Source organism: Kitasatospora sp. NPDC096204 (genome assembly GCF_044763205.1).
In the GTDB taxonomy this organism is placed as follows: Bacteria; Actinomycetota; Actinomycetes; order Streptomycetales; family Streptomycetaceae; genus Kitasatospora.
In genome coordinates this window covers 88,951-108,428 of sequence record NZ_JBIWFT010000032.1, presented here as the reverse complement: position 1 = coordinate 108,428, position 19,478 = coordinate 88,951, and the positions used below count along the sequence as shown (strand labels likewise).

Genomic DNA, 19,478 nt, shown 5'->3' with positions numbered 1-19,478 from the left:
CACCGATCACCGCACCGTCCGCAGCACCTCCAACGCCCGAGCGTGCAGCCCGGGCGCGGCGGCGAGGAAGCCGTCGGAGCCGGCCGTCCAGGCCGACCCGGCGGCGTCCGTCACCGCCGCGCCCGCCTCGCGCGCGATCAGCGCGCCGGGCAGCAGGTTGCCCGCGTCGAGGCCGTACTCCCAGAACAGCGCCAGGTGCCCCGAGCCGACCTGGGCCACCTGGAGCGCGGTCGGGCCGAGGTTGCGCACCGCCAGGACCGCTGCCGCCATCGCGGACAGCGACTCGCCCGCCCGGCGCAGCGCCACCGGGTCGGCGGCAACCTGCGGCGGCTGGCTGGTGGCGGCGACGGTGGCGGCCAACTCCCTTTCCAGCGGCGCGATCGGCCGCCCGTTCAGCCGGGCCCCGCCGCCCAGCACCGCCCGGTAGGTGCGGCCGTCCTGCTCCGGGGCGTGCACCACGGCCAGTACCGCCGCGCCGTCCCGCACCAGGGTGGCGGTCACCGCCCAGTGCGGCTGCCCGAGCAGGTACTGCACCGCACCGTCGGTCGCGTCGCACAGCCACCACTCGCCCTCTGCGGGCACCGCGCCGTCCAACTCCTCGGGCACCCAGCCGGCCCGCGGGCGCAGCGCCGTCAGCCGCTCCCGCAACGCTGCGGCGGCCGGGCCGTCCAGTTCGGCAAAGGAGGCCGCCGCCTCCTCGACCGTCCGCGCCGTGACCGGGTCGGCGGACCGGCGTGCCGCCAGCCCCGCCCCGACCTCGCGCACCGCGGCCTCCACACCCTCCGCCAGCGTCCACAGTTCCTTCGTCACGGCGACTCCTCCTCGATGCCTCACACGCGATGCCTCACACGCGATCCCTCACGCGCCCTTCCTCAGGCCGGGCCGGGGCTCCGGCTCGGCGTCCGCTCCCGGCCGTCGGGACAAGGAGTACCGTCAGGCTGCTGATCAGGACGCAACGACTGCCGAGAGTGATGAGAATCGGACACCATGGACCTCTCCACCACCGATCCGGACAGCGTGCTGGACACCCTGGACCGCCGCCTGGTGTGCGCCCTCCAGGTGGACGGACGGGCCGAGCCCGGCCGGATCGCCGAGGTGCTGGGCGTCTCCGCCCGGACGGTCACCCGCCGGCTGGGCCGGATGCGGCAGGCCGGGGTGCTGCGGGTGGTCCGGCTGCCGGACGTCGAGGACGCCGCCGTGGGTGCGTTGCTGCTGCGGGTCCGGGTGCTGAGCGGCCGGGTGGACGCCATCGCCCAGGCCCTCGCCGACCGCTCCGACATCCCGTTCGTCGACGTGATGCTCGGCGGCCACGAGGTGGGCGCCGTGATGCTCACCGACGCCGGCTCCCGCGACCGGCTGCTGTACGGGCAGTTGCCCGCGACCGGCGCCGTCACCGAGACCACCACCCACGCCGTGCTGCACGCCTTCGCCGACGCCGGGCAGTGGCGGGCCGGGTACCTCACCGACGAGGAGGCCGCCGCACTCGCCAGGCCCACCGGTCCCCGCCGCCCCACCGCTCCCCGCCTTCCTGCTAACCGCCCCACCGCGCCCCGCCCCACCGCTGACCGTGCCGTCGCGCCCCCGCCGCTGGACGGCCTCGACCGCGCGCTGCTGGAACGGCTGGGCGAGGACGCCCGGCAGTCCCACGCCCTGCTGGCCGCGGCCGTCGGCGCGCCCGAGTCCACGGTGCGCCGCCGGCTGCACCGGCTGGACGAGGCCGGGCTGCTGCGCACCCACGCCACCGTGGACCCGCGGCTGCTCGGCATGGCCGTGGACGCCAACCTCTGGCTGGACGTGCCGCCCGGCCGGATCGCCGAGGTCGGCACGGCGCTGGCCCGGCACCCGCAGGTGCACGGGGTGTTCGCCACCAGCGGCCCGGCCAACCTGCTGGCCACGGTGTTCTGTCCGGACCACGGCGAGCTGTACCGCTTCCTCACCGACACCCTCGGCCCGCTCGGTGCCGCCCGGGCCGAGACCACCATCACCGCCCGCGCGGTGAAGCGGGCGGGCGTCCTGCTCCGGCAGCCGGCCCGACGGCCGTAACGGGCCGGTCGTCACCCGCGGGGGAGACGAGCCCTCAGCCCCCGGCCCGGCTCCCCGGCCCGGCTCCCCGGCCCGGCTCCCCGGCCCGGCTCCCCGGCCCGGCTCCCCGGCCCGGCTCCTCGGCCCTGCCCCCGGCCCGCCGTTACCTGAGGGGTAATCGACGCCCGCCGCCTCACCGGGCAGGGTGGTGGCATCCGGTGCGGCCGCCAAGGCCCCGGGCTCCCCCTGACAGGAGGCGATCCGCCATGTCCGCCCATGCGAACACCCTCACGCCCGCCCGACCCGGTTCCGCCTTCTCGCCGTGGACGGTGCGCGGCGCCCTCACCCTGGACGCCCTGGTCACCGGCGGCAACGGCCTCGCCTACCTGGCCTTCTCCGGCCCGCTCGGCGAACTGCTCGGCGCCGGCCGCACCACCCTGGTCGACCTCGGGCTCCTCCTCCTCGGCTACGCGCTCGCGGTCGGCGCGCTGGCCGCCCGTCGGCAGCCCCCGGTGGTCGGGGTGCGGGCCGTGATCGACCTCAACCTCGTCTGGATGGTGCTCAGCCTGGTCGCGATGGAGCTGTGGCTGGAGCCGACCACGGCCGGGTTCGTCTGGATCCCGGCGCAGGCCGCGGCGGTGGGCCTGTTCGCCGTCCTCCAGTTCACCGCCCTGCGGCGCCAGGCCCGGGGGCAGACCCTGGGACAGATCCGGGGGTAGGGCTAACGGTCCGGCCCGATCGCGGCTTGCAGGAACCGCACCGTCTCCGCGTCGGCCGGCAGGAAGGTCTCCATGGCCAGCTCGGAGACGGTGACGTCCAGCGGGGTGTTGAAGGTGGCGATGGTGGACAGGAAGGAGAGCACCTGCCCGTCGTGTCGGACCCGCATCGGCAACGCGAACGGGAACCCGTCGGCGCCCCCCGGAGCGCCCGCGGCCGCGCCGCCGCCCGCGCCCGGGTCGCCGCCCGCAGCCGCGCCGCCACCCGCGCCGGGGTCGTCCGCGGGGTCGCCGGCCGGCTCGGGGTAGCCGCGGACCTCCTCGTACAGCCGGCGCAGCGGTTCGGCCCGCACCAGCTCCAGCTGCCGTTCCATCCGCTCCAGCAGGTGCTGCCGCCACTGCCGAAGGTTGAGGATGCGCGGTGCCAGTCCGTCCGGGTGGAGGGTGATCCGGATCGCGTTGAGCGGCGGCTCCAGCAGGTGCGGGGCGATGCCGTCCAGCAGCAGTCCGAGCGCGCGGTTGGCCGCCAGTACCCGGAAGGAGCCGTCGACCACCACCGCCGGGTACGGGTCGTGGGCGGCCAGCAGCCGTTCCAGCCCGCCGCGCAGCGCGGCCATCGACGGGTCGTCCAACGGCGTCTCGGGGTAGTGCGGGGCGTAACCGGCCGCGAGCAGCAGGGTGTTGCGCTCGCGCACGGGCACGTCCAGGTGCTCGGCCAGCCGCAGCACCAGCTCCCGGCTCGGCCGGGAGCGGCCGTTCTCGACGAAGCTGAGGTGGCGGGCCGAGGAGTCGGCCCGCAGCGCCAGTTGCAGTTGGCTGAGCTGTCGTCGCTCCCGCCAGCCGCGCAGCAGCGGCCCGACGCCGGTTCCCGTCGGGCTGCCCATGCCCGCCATGATCGTCATGGCCCAGGACGGTACTCGAACGACCCCGGTCGGCGGGAGGGGGCGGCGGGAGGGGGCGGTGGGAGGGGGCGGTGGCGATCAGGGGCCGGGGACGAGGCGCCCGAGAGCCGGGGAGTCAGGGAGCAGGGAGCGGAGGCTCAGACGCCGGTGCTCGACCCCGGGCGGATGACCATGATCACCACGACCACGGCCCACAGCAGGTTGAACACCCCGGCGGTCATCGGCAGCAGCTTCAGGCCGCTGACGGCCTTGCCGTGCTGCTCGTCCGACGGGTCCAGTTCGAGCGCGTCCACGGCGGCCTGCTGGCCGGGCAGCACGAAGAGCAGCAGCGCGAGCGCGGCGAGGCCGGTCAGCACCATCGAGACGATCACCCAGGACTGCCCGAGCACGTCCATCACCTGGGCCAGGCCGATGCCGAGCACCGGCACCGCGACCCCGAGCAGCGCGTAGACCTGGGTGATCCGGTGCAGCACGCGCAGCACACCGGCGTCGGAGGCCCGGTCCGGTCCGCCGGCCAGCGCGGCCTTCGCCCGGCGGGGGAACATGCTGACGGCCACCGCGACCGGGCCTATGAACAGGACCGACACGAGGACGTGCAGGCTCAGCAGGAACTTGGCCATGGCGGGGCACCCTTTTGAATCCGGTGGGCAGCTGGTCGGCGGGCGCGCGTCCGGCGTGCCCACGACCAGGCACGCTAACACCGCTTATCCATCGGCCCACCGCGCGGGCCCGCCTCAGGGCCCACCCCTGCCCGGCCCGCCTCGCTCAGCTCGAAGCCGTGAGCTCCACGATCCGGGGCGGGGCGGTGCTGACGGCCGCGACGGCGGCGACGTGCTCGGGGTCGGTCCGGTCGGTCCAGTCGAGCAGGTGCAGGTCCTCGTACCGGCTGCGCAGCGGCGCGCCCGGCGGGACGGCCAGTGGCAGGGCGGAGAGGTCGACCCGGCCGAGGGTGTCCAGGGTGGCCCGTCCGATCTTGATCAGCGACTCCTTGCGCACCCAGAGCCGCAGGAACGCCCGCTCCGGCTGAGGGTCGGCCTCGACCAGGGCAAGCTCGGCCGGGGCGAGTACCCGGCGGGCGACCGAACGCAGCGAGCCGTCCCGGGTGGACAGCTCGACGTCCACCCCGACCGGCTGGAACCCGGCACCGGCCGCGACCACCCCCCGGGTGTGGGAGAGGCTCACGTGCACCCCCGGGTGGTCCGGCAGGTAGGGCTTGCCGTGGTCGGCGAGCCCGCAGTCCGGGCACTGCTGGGCGAGGACGAGGCCGGCCGCCGGCACACCGAGCAGCCGGGCGGCGCAGAGCCGGACCAGCAGGTGCCCGGCGGTGAAGTCGATCCGCCCGGACTCGTGCCGGAAGCGCGCGGCGCGCTCCCGCTCCATGGCGGTCAGCAGGTGCTCGCCCACCTCGGGGTGTCGCAGTACGGCGTCGGCGGACGCGACGGCGACGAGCGGTGCGCTCTGTTCCTGGGCCTCGGTGCTCATGCCTCCAACCTAAGGCTTCTCGTCGAACTCGCGTCCGCCCGGACGATCGCTGCTCCGTACGGATGAATTTCGGATCCGATCTGAGGATCTGTAGGGTGAGAATGTCTGATTTGATGTTTGATGTCCAGAATCTCTGGAATCGCCGGCGGGCATCGCAGACATCACGGAACACGGCAGGTCGTCCCGGCCTGCCTTTCTCATGCGCGGAGGAATTGTCGATGGGTCAGGCCACCGATTCGCCGGATCACAGGACGACCACCGTGAGGACTCCGGCCCCGCGCGGGCGCCGGGCCGTCCTGGCCGCGGTGGCGACCACCGTCACCGCGCTGCCGCTGGCCGCGGTGCTGACGGTCGGTTCGGCCGCACCGCTGGCCCCGCCGCTGGGCGCCTGCTCCGGGCCCGACTGTCCCAGCACCTGGCCGCCGGCGCACAACGGCGACTTCCCCGGCCGGGACGCCACCGTCAACGTCTTCACCGGCGGCGACTACACCGTGAACGGCCGGGCCGCGGAGGCCGAGGGCAAGATCGTCGCGCTGGGGAACCTGACCGTCGACAAGAACGGCGGCGGCGCCTACAACATGGGCGTCGTCGGCGTCGGCTCACGCGTGGTGCCGCCGAACGGCAGCGACTTCGTCACCACCGGCGGCGACGTCGACGTCAGGACCGGCAACACCGTCCTGATCGGCGGCATCGACTCGCGCGGCCCGGCCTTCGGCAACCTGCGCCACGCGGGCTCGGTCACCGGCGCCGTGAACATCGACCCCACCGGTGAGTCGATCCAGGACGCGAACGCCGCCGCGCCCTACCGGTCGGTGCTGACCCGGATCGAGGAGGTCTCCGAGTGCGTCGGCCGGGCCACCGCGACCGGCACCGTCACCGTCACCTCCAGCGAGGCGACCTTCACCGGTGACGGGACCAGCATGAAGCAGGTCTTCAACGTCACCCGGAACCTCGCCTCGCCGTCCGGCGGGCAGATCGGCCTGGTCTTCGCCGGCATCCCGGCCGGCGCCACCGTCGTGGTGAACATGCTCGGGGACAGCCCGGTCGTCAACACCTACACCGGCACCGGCCTGGCCGGGGACCAGACCACCGAGATGCGTTCGAAGCTCATGTACAACTTCCCGACCGCGACCTCGGCGCAGATCCTCGGCAGCGCCCAGTTCCAGGGCTCGGTCCTGGCCGGCAACCCCGGCGGCACCACGACCATCGCCCAGCCGGGCATGAACGGCCGGGTGTACCTCGCGGGCAACCTGGTCCACACCGGCACCGGCGGCTACGAGATCCACAGCTACCCGTTCGACGGCGACCTGCCGGACTGCGCCGTGACGCCCAGCCCGTCGCCGACCTCGTCGACGCCGTCGCCCTCGCCGACGTCCCCGGACCCGACCTCGCCGGGCCCGACCTCCCCGGCCCCGACGTCCCCGACGTCCCCGACGTCCCCGGCGCCCACCTCGCCGACCTCGCCGACCTCGTCCGCGCCGACCTCGCCGTCGGCCGGTGCGACGACGTCGAGCGCCGGCCCGGCCCCGACCGGCCTCCATCCGACCGAGGAGCCGACCGGCCACCCCGGTGGCGGCGGTCAGCTGCCCTCCACCGGTGCGGGCAACGCCCCGGTGGTCTTCGGCGTGGCGGGCGTCGGCCTGCTCGGCCTCGGCGGTCTGGCCGTGCTGGCCGCCCGTCGCCGTCGCGGCAGCCACGGCTGACGGCCGTACGGCCCGTACGGCTGAGAAACCGGACAGCCGGACAGCCGGACAGCCGGACAGCCGGACAGCCGGACAGCCGAACTGCCGCGCAGGCCGCCCGAGTCGACCCGACCGGGCGGCCTGCGCCGTTCCCGCCTCGCGCCCCGCCCCGTCTCCGTCCCCCGTCCCCGCCGCCGCGTCGAACGCCGCCCGGGCCGCCTACCGCCCGGCCGGGTAGTGGGCGAGGCCCGAGGCGAGCAGCCCGAAGGCCCGCTCGACCGCGGCCTCGACCCGGGTCCGTACCGTCCCGGCCGGTTCCCCGGCCACCATCGCCCGCCGGACCTCGCCGAGCACCGCCCGGTGGGCCCCCGCGACGGCTCCGGCCACGATCCGGGGGAGCGGGTCGTCCGGGTCGGCCCCCGACTCCTCGGCCAGGACGGCCGCCAGTGCCGCCTCGGCCCGTTCGCCGAGCTCCAGCAGCCGGGCCCGCAGGGCGGCGCTGTCCTCGACGATCCGCCAGAACGCCGCCACCCCGGGGTTCAGCCCGACCGTCGGTTCCCCCTCCGCGAAGGCCGCCAGCAGGTCGGCCCGGACGGCGTCCACGGCCGAGCTGCCCGCGGGGCGGCGGCGGACCGCCTCGGCGAGGCGGGTGACCACCTCCTCCTGCCGGTCGAAGAACAGGTCCTCCTTGGCCGGGAAGTAGTTGAAGACCGTGTTCGGTGAGACCCCGGCGGCCCGGGCCACCTCGACCACCGTGACCCGGTCGAAGCCGCGCTCGGCGAACAGGCCCATGGCGGTGTCGGAGAGCAGTTCCCGGGTCTGCTGCTTCTTGAGTTCGCGAAGTCCCATGGCCGGATCCTATCCATGAAGCATGGTGTCACTTAAAATTTGCAGTGACACCAAAAATATCCGCTACGGTGACGGCATGACCTTCACCTTCGGCATCTATCCCGGCGGACTCGTCGGCGACGACACCGGCGTCGTCCCGGCCGCCCACCCTGACGAGCCGGCCCGGATCGCCGCCGCGCTGCGTGAACTCCAGGGCGGCGCAGAGGAGTTCCTGGTCCGCGCCTACCGCTCGTACCCGGGCGGCGAGCACACCCCGGACCGGCCCGAGCAGTACGCCGGCGAGGGCCGCCGGCTCGACCTGGTGGTGCAGTACCGGGAGCGCGGCGGCGAGTTGGCGGGCTGGCTGGACTTCGTCCGGCGCACGGTCAGGACCGAGGGTCACCGGCTCGCCCTGCTCCAGATCTGCGAGGAGCCCAACCTCGACCTCCCGCCCGTGGACGGGAGCATCCCGAACGTCCGCCGCGCGCTGGTCGAGGGTGTGGTCGCGGCCAAGGAGGAGGCGCTGGCCCGTGGGTTCGACCGGCTGGTCGTCGGCTTCAACGCGGTGCCCTCCTTCGACCCCGCGGACACCTTCTGGCCCGAGCTCGGCCGGCTCGCCGACGAGCGCTTCCACCGCGCCCTGGACTACGTCGGCCTGGACTTCTTCCCGGACGTCTTCCGCCCCGTCCCGCCGGAGCAACTCGCCGACGCCGTACGGGCGGTGCTCACCGGATTCCGCCGGGGCTCGCTGCCCCGGGCCGGGGTCGGGCCCGGCGTCCCGGTGCGGATCTGCGAGAACGGCTGGCCCACCGGCCCCGGGCGGAGCGAGGCGCGGCAGGCCGAGGTGGTGGCGGAGGTGGTCCGGGCCGTCGCCGGGCTCGCCGCCGAACTCAACGTCACCGGTTACGCGTTCTTCGCCCTGCGGGACGCGGACAGCGCGGGCGCCGGTCTGTTCCCGCACTTCGGCCTGCTGCGCGACGACTACACGCCCAAGCCGGCCTTCGCGGTCTACCGTGAGCTGGTCGCCGAGCTGACGGAAGCCGGCCGGGTGGACGGCGAACTCGTTCCCCGCGCGGGCTAGTTGGCCTCGAAGAAGCGCTCCACCGTGCGCCGCCGGGCGGCGACGGCGTGCACCGGCTCGCCGATCACCCGCCCGGCCAGGGCGACGGCCAGCTCGCCGACGTCCCGGCGCAGCACCCGGGCCGCCTCGGCCCGGTCGGCGGCGATCCGGGCGCGGCCGGCGGTGAGCAGCTCGTCCCGGTCGCGGATGCCCTCCGCGCGGGCCGCGACCATCGCCGCCGCGCCGCGCTCGGCGTACTCCTCGCGGATCCGGGCCGCCTCGTGCCGGGCCTCGGCCAGCTCCCGCAGGCGGGCCCGCCGGGTGGCCTCGGCCTCGGCGAGCAGGGCCTCGGCGCGTTCGGCGCGGCCCTCGGTGGCCTCCCAGCGTTCGGACTGCACCCGTTCGATCCGGGGGAGCAGGTGGCGGCCGAGCGTCCACAGCAGCAGGAAGAACAGTGCCAGGCCCAGGAGCAGCGGGGCCGGTTCGGGCTTGAGCGGGCCGAGTTCGAGGTTCACGCACTACCTCCCCAGGGTGTGACGGTCCGTCAGTCTGAGCCTCCCCAAGGACGAAGGGGATCGAACTCGGCCCGGACATGAGCTGCGTCACGACCGGCCCCCAAGCCCCGGCCCCGGCCCCGGCTCCCGGGCTACGTCACCTCGCCCCGGCGGGAGAAGCGCTCCGCCCGCCACTCGCCGCTCTCCAGCACCTCGGCCAGCTGCCGGGCCGCGTCCCAGACCTCGGTGTACGAGAGGTAGAGCGGGGTGAAGCCGAACCGCATCAGGTCCGGTGCGCGGAAGTCGCCGATCACCCCGCGCTCGATCAGCGCCTGCACCACCGGGTAGCCGTCGGCGTGCCGCAACGCGACCTGGCTGCCGCGCCGGGCGTGCTCGCGCGGGGTCACCACCTCGACGCCGTCCAGCCCCTCGGTCAGCGACACGAACAGGTCGGTCAGGGCCAGGCTCTTCGCCCGCACCGCGGCCAGGTCGGCCCGCTCCCAGACGTCCAGCGAGGCGCCGAGGGCGGCCTGGCCGAGCAGCGAGGGCGAGCTGGTCAGGAAGCGGCCGATGCCCGGCTTCGGGTCGTACCCGGGCTCGAAGGCGAACGGCCGGGCGTGGCCGAACCAGCCGCTCAGTGGCTGGAGCGGGCCGGCCGCCAGGTGCCGCTCGGCGACGTACAGGAAGGCCGGCGAGCCGGGGCCGCCGTTCAGGTACTTGTAGGTGCAGCCGATCGCGAAGTCCGCTCCGGCGGCGTCGAGTTCGACCGGCAGCGCGCCCACCGAGTGGCAGACGTCCCAGATCATCAGGGCGCCCGAGGCCTGCACCCGGGCGGTGATCCCGGGCATGTCCAGCAGTTCGCCGGTGCGGTAGTCCACGTGCGAGAGGACGACCGCGGCGACGTCCCCGTCCAGGTGCCGGTCCAGCTCCTCGGGGCGGATCAGCGCGCTGCGCGCGCCCTCGACCAGGCCGGTCACGCCCTCGGCGATGTAGAGGTCGGTCGGGAAGGCCTCGGCGTCGCCGAGCACGGTGCGCCGGCCGGGGCGCAGCCGCAGCGCGGCCGACAGCACCTTGAACAGGTTGACCGAGGTGGTGTCGCAGACGACCACTTCCGCCGGACCGGCACCGACCAGCGGCGCGATCCGCCGCCCCAGCCGGTACGGCTGCTCGAACCAGCCGGCGTCGTTCCAGCTGCGGATCAGCTCCCGGCCCCACTCCTCCTCGACCACCCGGCGCACCCGCTCGGGCGTGCGCACCGGCAGCGCGCCCAGCGAGTTGCCGTCCAGGTAGATCACCCCGTCCGGCAGGGCGAACTCCTTGCGGAATTCCGCCAGCGGGTCGACGGCGTCCAGCGCCGCGCATTCCTCGCGCGTGGTCATGCCCGTCCCTCCCTCGTCATCCGTGTGCACGGTTCTTCCCGTCCCGTCCGGTCCCGTCCAGTCCGTGGCCCGCGACGGCGAGCCGGGGCCCGTCACAGCCCGTCCCGGATCGTCCAGAGCTCCGGGAAGACGTCCTGCTCGGCCGACTTGCGCAGCCAGGTCAGCCCGCTGGAGCCGCCCGAGCCGGGCTTGCCGCCCATGGTCCGCCTGACCGTCGAGAGGTGGCGCTGGCGCCACCGGGTGACCCGCTCGGCCACGTCCAGCAGGGCCTCGCCGAGCGGCTGGAGCGCGGCGAACTCCGGCTCGGTGTAGACCCGCCGCCAGGCCGCCTCGACCTCGGCGGACGGCTGGTAGCGCTGCTCGGAGGGTGCCCGGTGCGGGGCCAGGCCGCGGCGCGCCAGCAGCGCCAGCGCCTCGTCGTACAGCCCGGGGGAGCGCAGCGCCTCGGTCAGCTCGGCCTGGGTGTCGGGCATCCCGTCGTACATCGTCAGCAGCGCGGCGTTCTTGTTGCCGAGCAGGAACTCCAGCCGCAGGAAGGCGGCGGACTGGAAGCCGGAGGCCTCGCCGAACAGCGCGCGGAAGGAGTTGAACTCGTGCGGGGTCATGGTGGCCAGCAGGTCCCAGGACTGCACCAGCACGTCCTGCACGTGGGTGCCCCGGCGCAGCGCGGCCAGGGCGGCGGCCAGGTCGTCCTCGCCCAGCGCCCGCCGGGCGAGCGTCCACTCGTGCCGCAGCAGGTCGAACAGCAGCTCCATCACCTGGGTGGTGACGATGAACGACAGCTCGGCCGGCTCCTCGCTGCGCGGGTGCTGCAGGCCGTGCAGCTCGTCCAGGCGCACGTACTGGGCGTACGGGGTGCTCCGGCCCGGCGCTCCGTCCCGACCGAACGACAGGTTGGGTGTCTCCACCGTGTCGTGCCCCATCCTGATCCTCCTGATCCTCCGGGCCCCGTCGCCCGGTCCGGTGAACCAGCCGGACTGCCGGGTTCCACCGGGTGCCCATTGTGCGGCGGCGGTGGCCCCCGCTTGAATGGGTGACGGGCATCGCAACCGCCCTTCGAGCTGTCGTTCGCGAGGCGTTCCGCCGATCCGCCTTACGAACGGAAACCACTTGATCCCGACCGCCCGGGAGGTCGCTTTGGACGCCGTCGACCGCCGCCTGCTCGCCGAGCTCCAGGCCGACGCCCGGCTCTCGTACAACGAACTCTCCCGCCGGGTCAGCCTGTCCGCACCCGCGGTGGCCGAACGGGTCCGCCGGCTGGAGTCGGAGGGGGTGATCAGCGGCTACCACGCTCACGTGGACCTCACCCGGGCCGGGCTGCCGATCACCGCGCTGGTCCAGATCCAGTGCTACGGCCCGCGCTGCGTGCTGCGCGACCCGGACGTGCCGACCTGGCCGGAGGTGGTCCAGCTGCACCGGGTCACCGGCGGGGCGTGCTGCGTGCTACTGGTCGCGGTGTCGACGATGGCCGAGTTCGAGGCGGTGTGCGACCGGCTCGGCGGCTACGGCCAGCCGTCCAGTTCGATGATCCTCTCCAGCCCGGTGCCCTGGCGGCCGGTGGTGCCGCGCTGAGCACGACCCCGACGGTCCCCGGCGCTCCCCGGCGCTCCCCGGCGGTCCTCGGCGTCCCCTGGCCTTGACGCGGGCGTCAAGGAGTAGGTTGCCCGGCATGCCGAACGAGCGCCACATCCTGCTGCTGCCCGGGAGCCTGCGGGCCGGTTCCACCAACGAGACGGTGCTGCGCACCGCGGCCGCGGTGGCCGCCGCCACCCCGGGCCTGCGGGCCACGTACTACGCCGGGCTGGCCGGCCTGCCGCACTTCAACCCGGACCACGACACCGACCCGCTGCCGGAGCCGGTGGCCGCACTGCGGGCCGCGATCGGGGAGGCCGACGCGCTGCTGGTCTGCACGCCCGAGTACGCCGGGACGCTGCCGGGCGCGTTCAAGAACCTGCTGGACTGGACGGTCGGCGGGGTCGAGATCTCGGACAAGCCCACCGGCTGGATCAACGCCGCGGGCCCGGGCCGCGGCCTGGGGGCCGAGGCCACCCTGCGCACCGTCCTCGGCTACACCGGCGCCGCGGTGCTGGACGAGGCCTGCGTCCGGCTTCCGCTGGAGCGCGGCGCGGTCGGCCCGGACGGGCTGGTCGCCGACCCGCTGGGGCGCGAGCGGATCGGCGAGGTGCTGGCCCGCCTCGCGGCGGGCTGACCGACGGGGACGGCCGGCGGGACGGCCGGAGGGCAGGGCGGAGGGTGGCCCGGCTCAGTGCACCTCCGGCAGGTGCACCCCGAGCCCGGACAGCCCCTCCAGGAACAGCTCGACGCCGACCGCCGCCAGCAGCAGTCCGAGTAGTCGGGACAGCACCTCCAGCGAGGTGCGGTGGGTGCGCCGCATCAGCGGGGCGAGCACCGCCACGCAGAGGTAGTTGATCACCGCGACGGCCACGTACGCCCCGGAGACGGCGGCCTTCCAGCCCCAGTTGTCCTGGTTGAGCGAGGCGACCAGGACGGCCGTGATGGCGAGCGGGCTGGCGATGTACGGCAGCAGCAGCTCGCGGATGCCGTCCACCAGCGGGTTCGCCAGGTGCTCGTCCTCGTCGCCGTCCGACCCGAGGTGGACGCCGAAGACCAGTGCGACGGCGTAGACGAAGAAGATCGCCCCGCCGGCGAGCTGCAGGGACTGGTCGCTGATGTGGAACAGGGTGGTCAGTTCGTCGGCCCCGAAGCCGAGCACCAGGCCGATCACCGCCGAGATGGCCGTGCTCAGGGCCGCCAGCCGGCGCAGCTCCAGGTTGCTCCTGGTCCCGGCCAGCCGGGCGAAGGCCAGCAGGGTCTTCGGCGGGCCGACCACGGCGAAGAAGGTGATGAAGGCGCTGCCGAGGTTGAAGACGAACATGGGCCAAGCATGACCGCGGGGCGCAGGGCGGCCGGTCCGCCACGCCCCGCGTCCGGGCGTGGCGTGCGTCTCGTCGGCCCCGGTTCATTCCCGGTCGCGGAGGAATTCGCCCGGATGGCGGCCCCGGCTCGAAGGGACGGGCGCTCTCGGGTCCCATGGAGGCAGGACTGCCGCCGAGCAGGACCACTCCGCCGCGGAAGCGAGGATGCGACATGGGCACGTGCCTGAACCGTAAGGACCTGGGCCTGCTGGCCCTGCGCAGCGCGGTCGGCGGGGTGCTGATCGCGCACGGCACCCAGAAGCTGTTCGGCTGGTTCGGGGGCGGCGGCCTGGAGGGCGCCACCCAGGCCATGGAACAGATGGGCTTCCACCCGGCGCGGCAGAGCGCGCTCGCGGCCGGCCTCGGAGAGGCGGGCGGCGGCGCGTTGCTGGTGGCCGGGCTGGCCACGCCGGCGGCCGGCGCGGTGGTGGCCGGGACGATGGCGGGCGCCGTGTCGGTGCACGCCCCGGCCGGTTTCTTCGCGATGTCCGGCGGCTACGAGTACCCGGCCTTCCTCGGTGCGGCCGGGCTGGCGATCGGCCTGGCCGGGGCCGGCCGCTACTCGCTGGACCACCTGACCGGCCACGTCTTCGACCGGCCGTGGGTCGGCCTGGTGTCCTTCGTGGCGAGCGCCGCCGGGGCGTACGGCACGGTCGCGCGGCGCCGGCACGTGATGCGGCTGCGCGAGGAGCGGGCCGCGGTGGAGGCGGACGAGCAGGAGGGCTCGGGGCTCTCCTAGGAACCGGACTGTCTCCTGGATCCCTGCCGGGACCCGGCAGGGATCCAGGAGACGCCTCGGCCGGGGAGCGCCCCGGGCGCCCCGGGCACCGGCCCGCGGCCGACGCGCGGCGGCGCGGCCGGGTCACCCGGAGGCAGCAGCCCTGCTGGCGGCGGTCCGCCGGTCCTCGGAGGGTGGGCGGGGAAGTGTGCCGGGCAGCCCGGCGCCGACCGGAAGCGAGGGACCGCATGGACCGCCAGCCGCTCACCCGAGCCAGCCACCCGACCCCGCCGAGGGTCACCGCGCAGGATCTGGACGCGCCGCCGCTGAGCCGCCGACGGCGTGCGGTGGCAGGGGTGTTGGCCGTGGCGGTGGTCGGTGCGGCGGCGCTCGCGGGCTGCTCCTCCGACAAGAGCGCGGGGAGCGTGGCCTCCTCGGCTGCGGCCGCGGTGAAGCAGGGCGCGAGCGCCGCCGCCTCCGCCGCCTCGGCGCTGGCCTCGGCGGCCGGCGGGGCGGGCTCGGCGATCGCCTCGGCCCAGGCGCAGGCCTCGGCGGCGGTGTCGGCGGCTTCCTCGGCCATCGCCGGGATCAAGGGCGGGCTGGACGTCAAGGGGGACATCGCCGTCGGGGCGGTGACCACCGGTTCGGACGGCAAGCCGCAGGCGCCGCTGACCATCACCAACCACGGGCAGCAGTCGTACCGGTACGCGATCCAGGTGAACTTCACCGACGAGTCCGGCAAGGTGCTGGACGCGGCCGCGGTGACCGTCGACGACGTGGCCCCCGGGCAGAGCACCCAGGCCGCCGCGCACGCCCACCGGGACCTCTCCGGCACGGTCAAGGCCGAGGTGGCCAACGCCGTCGGCTACTGATCTCCGGTGCCGGTTCCGGGTGCGGCCGCCCAGGTCGGTGCGGGGACGGAACCTTAAGCGGGTCTCAAGGGCCAACGGCACCCCTTGACGGGTGAGTTGGTCTAGTCCATTTTTATTGCCCAGGTGCAGGGAGCCCCTGAACCGGCGTCAGCGACCGTGTGTCGCTTACGCCGGTTCGGCACATCCCGGTAGTCCGTCATGGCCAGATCCGCTCGATTCCCCACCCATGCCTGTCATGTCCCGGTCGTCCGGCCCCACCCCGGACGCGTGCCCCCGGGGCGGCGGGAACCCCCACAACCAGGAGTCACGCACCCATGCTGCGCTCACGCATTGAAAGGGCCGGGACCCCGGCTCCGCAGGGCGGCCGCCGACGTCGCCCCAAGAGCATGGCCGCCATCGCGGCCGGCACCACCGCCTCCCTGCTGCTCGGCGCCGGCCTCGCGCTGTCCGGCGGCGGCGCGGCCAACGCCGCGACCACCAACTCCACCGGTGCGCCCGCCACCAGCGGCGGCATCAAGGTCGCGTACTACGACCAGTGGTCGGTCTACGCGAACGCGTACTACCCCAAGACGATCCAGGACACCGGCGTCGCCGGGAAGCTGGACTACCTGATCTACGACTTCGCCAACATCCACCCGACCGACCTGGGGTGTTTCGAGGCCACCAAGGCCGCGGACACGAACGACAACAACCCCAACGCGGGTGACGGCGCCGCCGACGCGTTCGCCGACTACCAGAAGAGCTTCGGCGCGGACATCTCGGTGGACGGCGTCGGCGACGTCTGGAACCAGCCGATCGCGGGCAACTTCAACCAGCTGAAGAAGCTGAAGGCGAAGAACCCGAACCTCAAGGTCCTGCTCTCGCTGGGTGGTTGGACCTACTCCAAGTACTTCTCGCCGGCCTCCGCCACGGACGCCTCGCGCAAGCACCTGGTGTCGTCCTGCATCGACATGTTCATCAAGGGCAACCTGCCCGTCGACGCGGGCTTCGGCGGTCCGGGCTCGGCGGCCGGTGTCTTCGACGGCATCGACATCGACTGGGAGTACCCGGGTGGCGGCGGCCACACCGGCAACATCTCCAGCCCGGCCGACAAGCAGAACTTCACGGCGCTGCTGAAGGAGTTCCGCACCCAGCTGGACGCGCAGGGCGCGGCCGACAAGAAGACCTACGCCCTGTCGGCGGCGGTCGGCGCCGGCCAGGACAAGATCATGAACGTCGAGACCGACAAGATCGGTCAGTACCTGACCTTCCTCGACGTCATGACCTACGACATGCACGGCGGCTGGGACGCGCAGGGGCCGACCAACCACCAGGCCGCGCTCTACGCGGGCCCGAACGACCCGTCGACCCCGGTCAAGCCGGGCAACGGCAAGTACTCGATCGACAACGCCATCAAGGCGTGGACGGTCGGCGACAAGGACTACGGCATCCCCGGCGGCTTCCCCGCCGGCAAGATCAACATGGGCGTGCCGTTCTACTACCGCGGCTGGACCGGCGTGAAGGACAACGGCCAGCACGGCCTGTTCCAGCCCGCCACCCAGCCGGCCGCCGGTGCGGCGATGTCCGGCAACGTCCCCGGCATCCAGATGTACAAGGAGCTCGCGGGCTTCGTCGACAACCCGTCCAAGACCTTCTGGGACGACGCCGCGCAGGCCACGTACTTCTACGACGGCAACACCTTCTGGAGCGGTGAGGACGCCAAGTCGATCCAGGCCAAGCTCGACTACGCGCACTGCAACGGCCTCGGCGGCTCCTTCGCCTTCTCGCTGTACGACCTGGGCACCAAGACCGCCCTGTTCGACAAGATGGTGAGCGCCACCAACGGCTCCGCCGCCGGCTGCCCGGCCCCGCCGTCCCCGACCGGTTCGGCGACCCCGACCCCGACCCCGACCGACTCGGGCACCCCGAGCCCGACCCCGACCAGCACCCAGACCACGCCGGCGCCGGCCTGCTCGGCGGCCCCGAGCTGGGACGCGAACACCACCTACGCCGCCGGTGGCACCAAGGTCTCGTGGAAGGGCCACTACTACACCAACAAGTGGTGGACCAAGGGCGACGACCCGAGCCTGAGCGGCCAGTGGGGCGCCTGGACCGACAACGGCCCCTGCTGACGGCCGACCGGCCGCCGAGGGCCTGACGGACCCTCGCGGCACCTGACGTGACGAAGTCCGGCCCGCCGGGAGGATCATCCTCCCGGCGGGCCGGACCCGTTCGTGTTCCCGGAGCGGCTACGCCAGGTCGTCGGTGCGCCCGAGCGCGTCCGGCTGGCTCTCCTCGATCCGCCGCAGCATCCGGCCCAGCGTCGCGGAGAGCTCGGCACGCTCCTCGCCCGCGACGTCCTGGAGGAACTCCTCCTCGAACACCGCCGCCATCCGCATCGACTCCAGCCACTTGTCGCGGCCGGTCTCGGTGAGCTCGATGATCACCCGCACCCGGTTGGTCTCGTCCCGGTCCCGGGTGACCAGGCCGTCGGCCACCATCCGGTCGATCCGGTGCGTCATCGCCGCCGGGGTGAGCCCGAGCCGCTTGGCCAGCTCGCCCGGCCCCAGCCGGTACGGGCTGCCGGAGACCACCAGGGCCTTGAGCACCTCCCACTCGGCGGAGGTGATCCCGAGCACAGTCAGCTGCCGGTCGTACGCCACGCCCATCCGCCGGGAGACCCGTAGGAGGCTCTGCACGATGGTCTCCACCTGCGGGTCGACAGTGGGGAACTCCCGCTGGTAGAGCGCCACTTGCTCGGCGATGCCGAGTTCCAGGCGGGTGGCCGGGGCGGGCTTGTCGGCGTCCGGCCGCGGCTTGTCCGTAGTCATGCCGACCAGTGTCCCACGTGCGTGCACCCCTTAAGCCTTTGACTCCGCACTCTTCCGGTGCTAAGACTTTATCTCGTCAAACTTTAGCTCTGAAATCTTCTGGACTTAAGAGTATCCAGTCGAAGCCAGGAAGGGATGTGCACGGTGACCGGCACGGTGAAGCAGCGGAGGCAGCAGCGGAGTGGGGCGGGCGGCCCGCTGCGCCGCGTCCAGATCGGCAACGCGCTCAGCGCGTTCGGCAGCGGATTCACGCTTCCGTACATGTACGTGTACGTGGAGCAGGTGCGCGGGCTGGGATCGATGGTCGCCTGGATGGTGTTCACGCTCTTCGCGCTGGCCGCCCTCGCCGTCCTCCCGTTCATCGGCCGCGGCATCGACAGGTACGGCCCCCGCCCGGTGCTGCTGGCCGGCACGGCGCTCGCCGCCACCGGTGCGTTCGCCTTCGGGCACGCCACCGGCACCCCGGGTCTGCTGATCTCCTCCTTCCTGTTCGGCGCGGGCGTCACGGCCTGCCAGCCGGCGCTCGCCACGATGATCGTCCGCTGCTCCACGGCGGCCACCCGCTCGCACGCCTTCGCGCTCCAGTTCACCCTGGTCAACCTGGGCATGGGCATCGGTGCGCTGGTCGGCGGCCAGATCGTGAACGTCGCCGACCCGGCCAGCCTCACCCGGCTGTTCACCATCGAGGCGGCCACCTTCCTCGGCCTCGCCCTGGTCACCGGCACCGCCCGGATACCCCGGGCGCAGCTGACGGCGGTCCACGAGAAGGCGGACGGCCCGAAGGGCCTGCGCGCGCTGGTCGCGGACAAGGCGATGCTGCGGCTCTGCCTGCTCGCCGGGCTGATCTTCTTCACCTGCTACGGCCAGTTCGAGTCCGGTGTCGCGGCCTTCGCCACCTCCACCGTCCACACCGCGCCGTCCACCCTGGGCTTCGCGATCGGTGCCAACGCGCTGACCATCGTGGTGCTGCAGATGTTCGTGGTGCGGATCACCGCGCGCCGCCGCCGCACCACCGCGATGGCCGCGGCCGGCCTGGTCTGGCTCGGCGCCTGGGCGATGGCCCTGCTGGCCGGCCTGATCCGGACCGAGACCATGGCCGCCACGATCGCCATCGTCTCCGTCTACGCCCTGTTCGGCGTCGGCGAGTCGCTGCTGGCGCCCACCATGGGCCCGATCGTCGCGGACCTCGCCCCGGCCCGGCTGCTCGGCACCTACAACGCCGGGTACGCCCTGGTGAAGCAGATCGCGGTCGCGATCGGTCCGGCCGTCGGCGTGCTGCTGGTCGGCTCCGGTGCCTGGCCGCTCTACCTTGCGGCCATGGCGGGCTGCACCCTGCTGATCGTCACCCTGGCGCTGCGGCTGCGCCCGTACCTCACGCCGGAGCAGGACAACGCGGCCCCGGCCGTGGTCCACACCGTCCAGGTCCGGGAACTGCAGACCGCCGCGTAGCGGAACGGCCCGCAAGGGCGTTCGCCTCGGGCGCCGACCAGGTCACCTGGTCGGCGCCCGTCGCGCTTGGCTTCGCGCGCACCGCCACATAGTGTCAGTGGCTGTTGGCCGCCCGACCCAGGCCGGAG

At 73.8% G+C, this 19,478-nt stretch carries 20 protein-coding genes; 10 read left to right on the top strand and 10 right to left on the bottom strand.

Going from position 1 to position 19,478, the window contains the following annotated elements:
• Nucleotides 1-6: 6 nt before the first annotated feature.
• Entirely contained in the window at nucleotides 7-810 is an 804-nt protein-coding gene (locus ACIQ87_RS29525) for an inositol monophosphatase family protein (RefSeq protein WP_402412337.1), read from the bottom strand.
• A 177-nt stretch (nucleotides 811-987) separates the two neighbouring features.
• Here ACIQ87_RS29525 and ACIQ87_RS29520 point away from each other — a divergent pair, with 177 nt between their 5' ends.
• A complete protein-coding gene (locus ACIQ87_RS29520; protein WP_402412334.1) occupies nucleotides 988-2,043 on the top strand; it encodes an Lrp/AsnC family transcriptional regulator in 1,056 nt (351 codons plus the stop codon).
• Nucleotides 2,044-2,288: 245 nt separating this feature from the next.
• Nucleotides 2,289-2,741, top strand: coding sequence for a hypothetical protein (locus ACIQ87_RS29515; protein ID WP_402412331.1), 453 nt, complete (start codon nucleotides 2,289-2,291; stop codon nucleotides 2,739-2,741).
• A gap of 2 nt (nucleotides 2,742-2,743) precedes the next feature.
• Here ACIQ87_RS29515 and ACIQ87_RS29510 read toward each other — a convergent pair whose 3' ends face one another.
• The 3 genes from ACIQ87_RS29510 to ACIQ87_RS29500 form a co-directional block, all read right to left on the bottom strand.
• The gene (locus ACIQ87_RS29510; protein ID WP_402412328.1) at nucleotides 2,744-3,640 is read right to left on the bottom strand and encodes a helix-turn-helix domain-containing protein; all 897 of its coding nucleotides are present in this window, start codon (nucleotides 3,638-3,640) and stop codon (nucleotides 2,744-2,746) included.
• Nucleotides 3,641-3,777: 137 nt separating this feature from the next.
• Nucleotides 3,778-4,260, bottom strand: a complete 483-nt coding sequence (locus ACIQ87_RS29505) for a hypothetical protein (RefSeq protein WP_392916666.1) — start codon at nucleotides 4,258-4,260, stop codon at nucleotides 3,778-3,780.
• Between the two features lie 145 nt (nucleotides 4,261-4,405).
• Complete coding sequence (locus ACIQ87_RS29500; protein WP_402412324.1) at nucleotides 4,406-5,122, bottom strand: 4'-phosphopantetheinyl transferase family protein; 717 nt, start codon at nucleotides 5,120-5,122, stop codon at nucleotides 4,406-4,408.
• Nucleotides 5,123-5,382: 260 nt separating this feature from the next.
• On the opposite strand from ACIQ87_RS29500, the gene ACIQ87_RS29495 reads away from it, so the two are divergent.
• On the top strand, nucleotides 5,383-6,825 hold the full coding sequence (locus ACIQ87_RS29495) for a choice-of-anchor A family protein (RefSeq protein WP_402412321.1): 1,443 nt from the start codon (nucleotides 5,383-5,385) through the stop codon (nucleotides 6,823-6,825).
• A gap of 198 nt (nucleotides 6,826-7,023) precedes the next feature.
• On the opposite strand, the gene ACIQ87_RS29490 is transcribed toward ACIQ87_RS29495, so the two are convergent.
• A complete protein-coding gene (locus tag ACIQ87_RS29490) occupies nucleotides 7,024-7,653 on the bottom strand; it encodes a TetR/AcrR family transcriptional regulator (protein WP_402412319.1) in 630 nt (209 codons plus the stop codon).
• Nucleotides 7,654-7,729: 76 nt separating this feature from the next.
• On the opposite strand from ACIQ87_RS29490, the gene ACIQ87_RS29485 reads away from it, so the two are divergent.
• Complete coding sequence (locus ACIQ87_RS29485) at nucleotides 7,730-8,713, top strand: hypothetical protein (RefSeq protein WP_402412316.1); 984 nt, start codon at nucleotides 7,730-7,732, stop codon at nucleotides 8,711-8,713.
• Here ACIQ87_RS29485 and ACIQ87_RS29480 read toward each other — a convergent pair.
• The 3 genes from ACIQ87_RS29480 to ACIQ87_RS29470 form a co-directional block, all read right to left on the bottom strand.
• Nucleotides 8,710-9,207 carry a hypothetical protein gene (locus ACIQ87_RS29480; protein ID WP_402412313.1) on the bottom strand — a complete coding sequence of 166 codons (498 nt, stop codon included), beginning with the start codon at nucleotides 9,205-9,207 and terminating at the stop codon, nucleotides 8,710-8,712. The genes ACIQ87_RS29485 and ACIQ87_RS29480 overlap by 4 nt on opposite strands.
• Before the next feature lie 131 nt (nucleotides 9,208-9,338).
• A complete protein-coding gene (kynU, locus tag ACIQ87_RS29475) occupies nucleotides 9,339-10,565 on the bottom strand; it encodes a kynureninase (protein ID WP_402412311.1) in 1,227 nt (408 codons plus the stop codon).
• A gap of 92 nt (nucleotides 10,566-10,657) precedes the next feature.
• Nucleotides 10,658-11,488 carry a tryptophan 2,3-dioxygenase gene (locus ACIQ87_RS29470; protein ID WP_402412309.1) on the bottom strand — a complete coding sequence of 277 codons (831 nt, stop codon included), beginning with the start codon at nucleotides 11,486-11,488 and terminating at the stop codon, nucleotides 10,658-10,660.
• 187 nt (nucleotides 11,489-11,675) lie between these two features.
• Between ACIQ87_RS29470 and ACIQ87_RS29465 the strand changes: the two genes are divergently transcribed.
• Nucleotides 11,676-12,137 carry an Lrp/AsnC family transcriptional regulator gene (locus tag ACIQ87_RS29465; protein WP_402412306.1) on the top strand — a complete coding sequence of 154 codons (462 nt, stop codon included), beginning with the start codon at nucleotides 11,676-11,678 and terminating at the stop codon, nucleotides 12,135-12,137.
• 97 nt (nucleotides 12,138-12,234) lie between these two features.
• Nucleotides 12,235-12,774 carry an NADPH-dependent FMN reductase gene (locus ACIQ87_RS29460; protein ID WP_402412304.1) on the top strand — a complete coding sequence of 180 codons (540 nt, stop codon included), beginning with the start codon at nucleotides 12,235-12,237 and terminating at the stop codon, nucleotides 12,772-12,774.
• Nucleotides 12,775-12,828: 54 nt separating this feature from the next.
• Here ACIQ87_RS29460 and ACIQ87_RS29455 read toward each other — a convergent pair whose 3' ends face one another.
• Nucleotides 12,829-13,461, bottom strand: a complete 633-nt coding sequence (locus tag ACIQ87_RS29455; protein WP_402412301.1) for a MarC family protein — start codon at nucleotides 13,459-13,461, stop codon at nucleotides 12,829-12,831.
• A gap of 212 nt (nucleotides 13,462-13,673) precedes the next feature.
• Between ACIQ87_RS29455 and ACIQ87_RS29450 the strand changes: the two genes are divergently transcribed.
• From ACIQ87_RS29450 to ACIQ87_RS29440, 3 genes are all read left to right on the top strand, one after another.
• Entirely contained in the window at nucleotides 13,674-14,240 is a 567-nt protein-coding gene (locus ACIQ87_RS29450; protein ID WP_402412298.1) for a DoxX family protein, read from the top strand.
• Nucleotides 14,241-14,467: 227 nt separating this feature from the next.
• Nucleotides 14,468-15,091 (top strand): FxLYD domain-containing protein, encoded by a 624-nt coding sequence (locus tag ACIQ87_RS29445; protein ID WP_402412295.1) that lies wholly within the window; start codon nucleotides 14,468-14,470, stop codon nucleotides 15,089-15,091.
• Between the two features lie 314 nt (nucleotides 15,092-15,405).
• Nucleotides 15,406-17,202: a glycosyl hydrolase family 18 protein gene (locus ACIQ87_RS29440; RefSeq protein ID WP_402412292.1), complete on the top strand. Its 1,797-nt coding sequence runs from the start codon at nucleotides 15,406-15,408 to the stop codon at nucleotides 17,200-17,202.
• A gap of 117 nt (nucleotides 17,203-17,319) precedes the next feature.
• Here ACIQ87_RS29440 and ACIQ87_RS29435 read toward each other — a convergent pair whose 3' ends face one another.
• On the bottom strand, nucleotides 17,320-17,901 hold the full coding sequence (locus ACIQ87_RS29435) for a MarR family winged helix-turn-helix transcriptional regulator (RefSeq protein ID WP_402412289.1): 582 nt from the start codon (nucleotides 17,899-17,901) through the stop codon (nucleotides 17,320-17,322).
• Between the two features lie 144 nt (nucleotides 17,902-18,045).
• Here ACIQ87_RS29435 and ACIQ87_RS29430 point away from each other — a divergent pair, with 144 nt between their 5' ends.
• Entirely contained in the window at nucleotides 18,046-19,350 is a 1,305-nt protein-coding gene (locus ACIQ87_RS29430) for an MFS transporter (protein WP_402412287.1), read from the top strand.
• Nucleotides 19,351-19,478 lie beyond the last annotated feature (128 nt).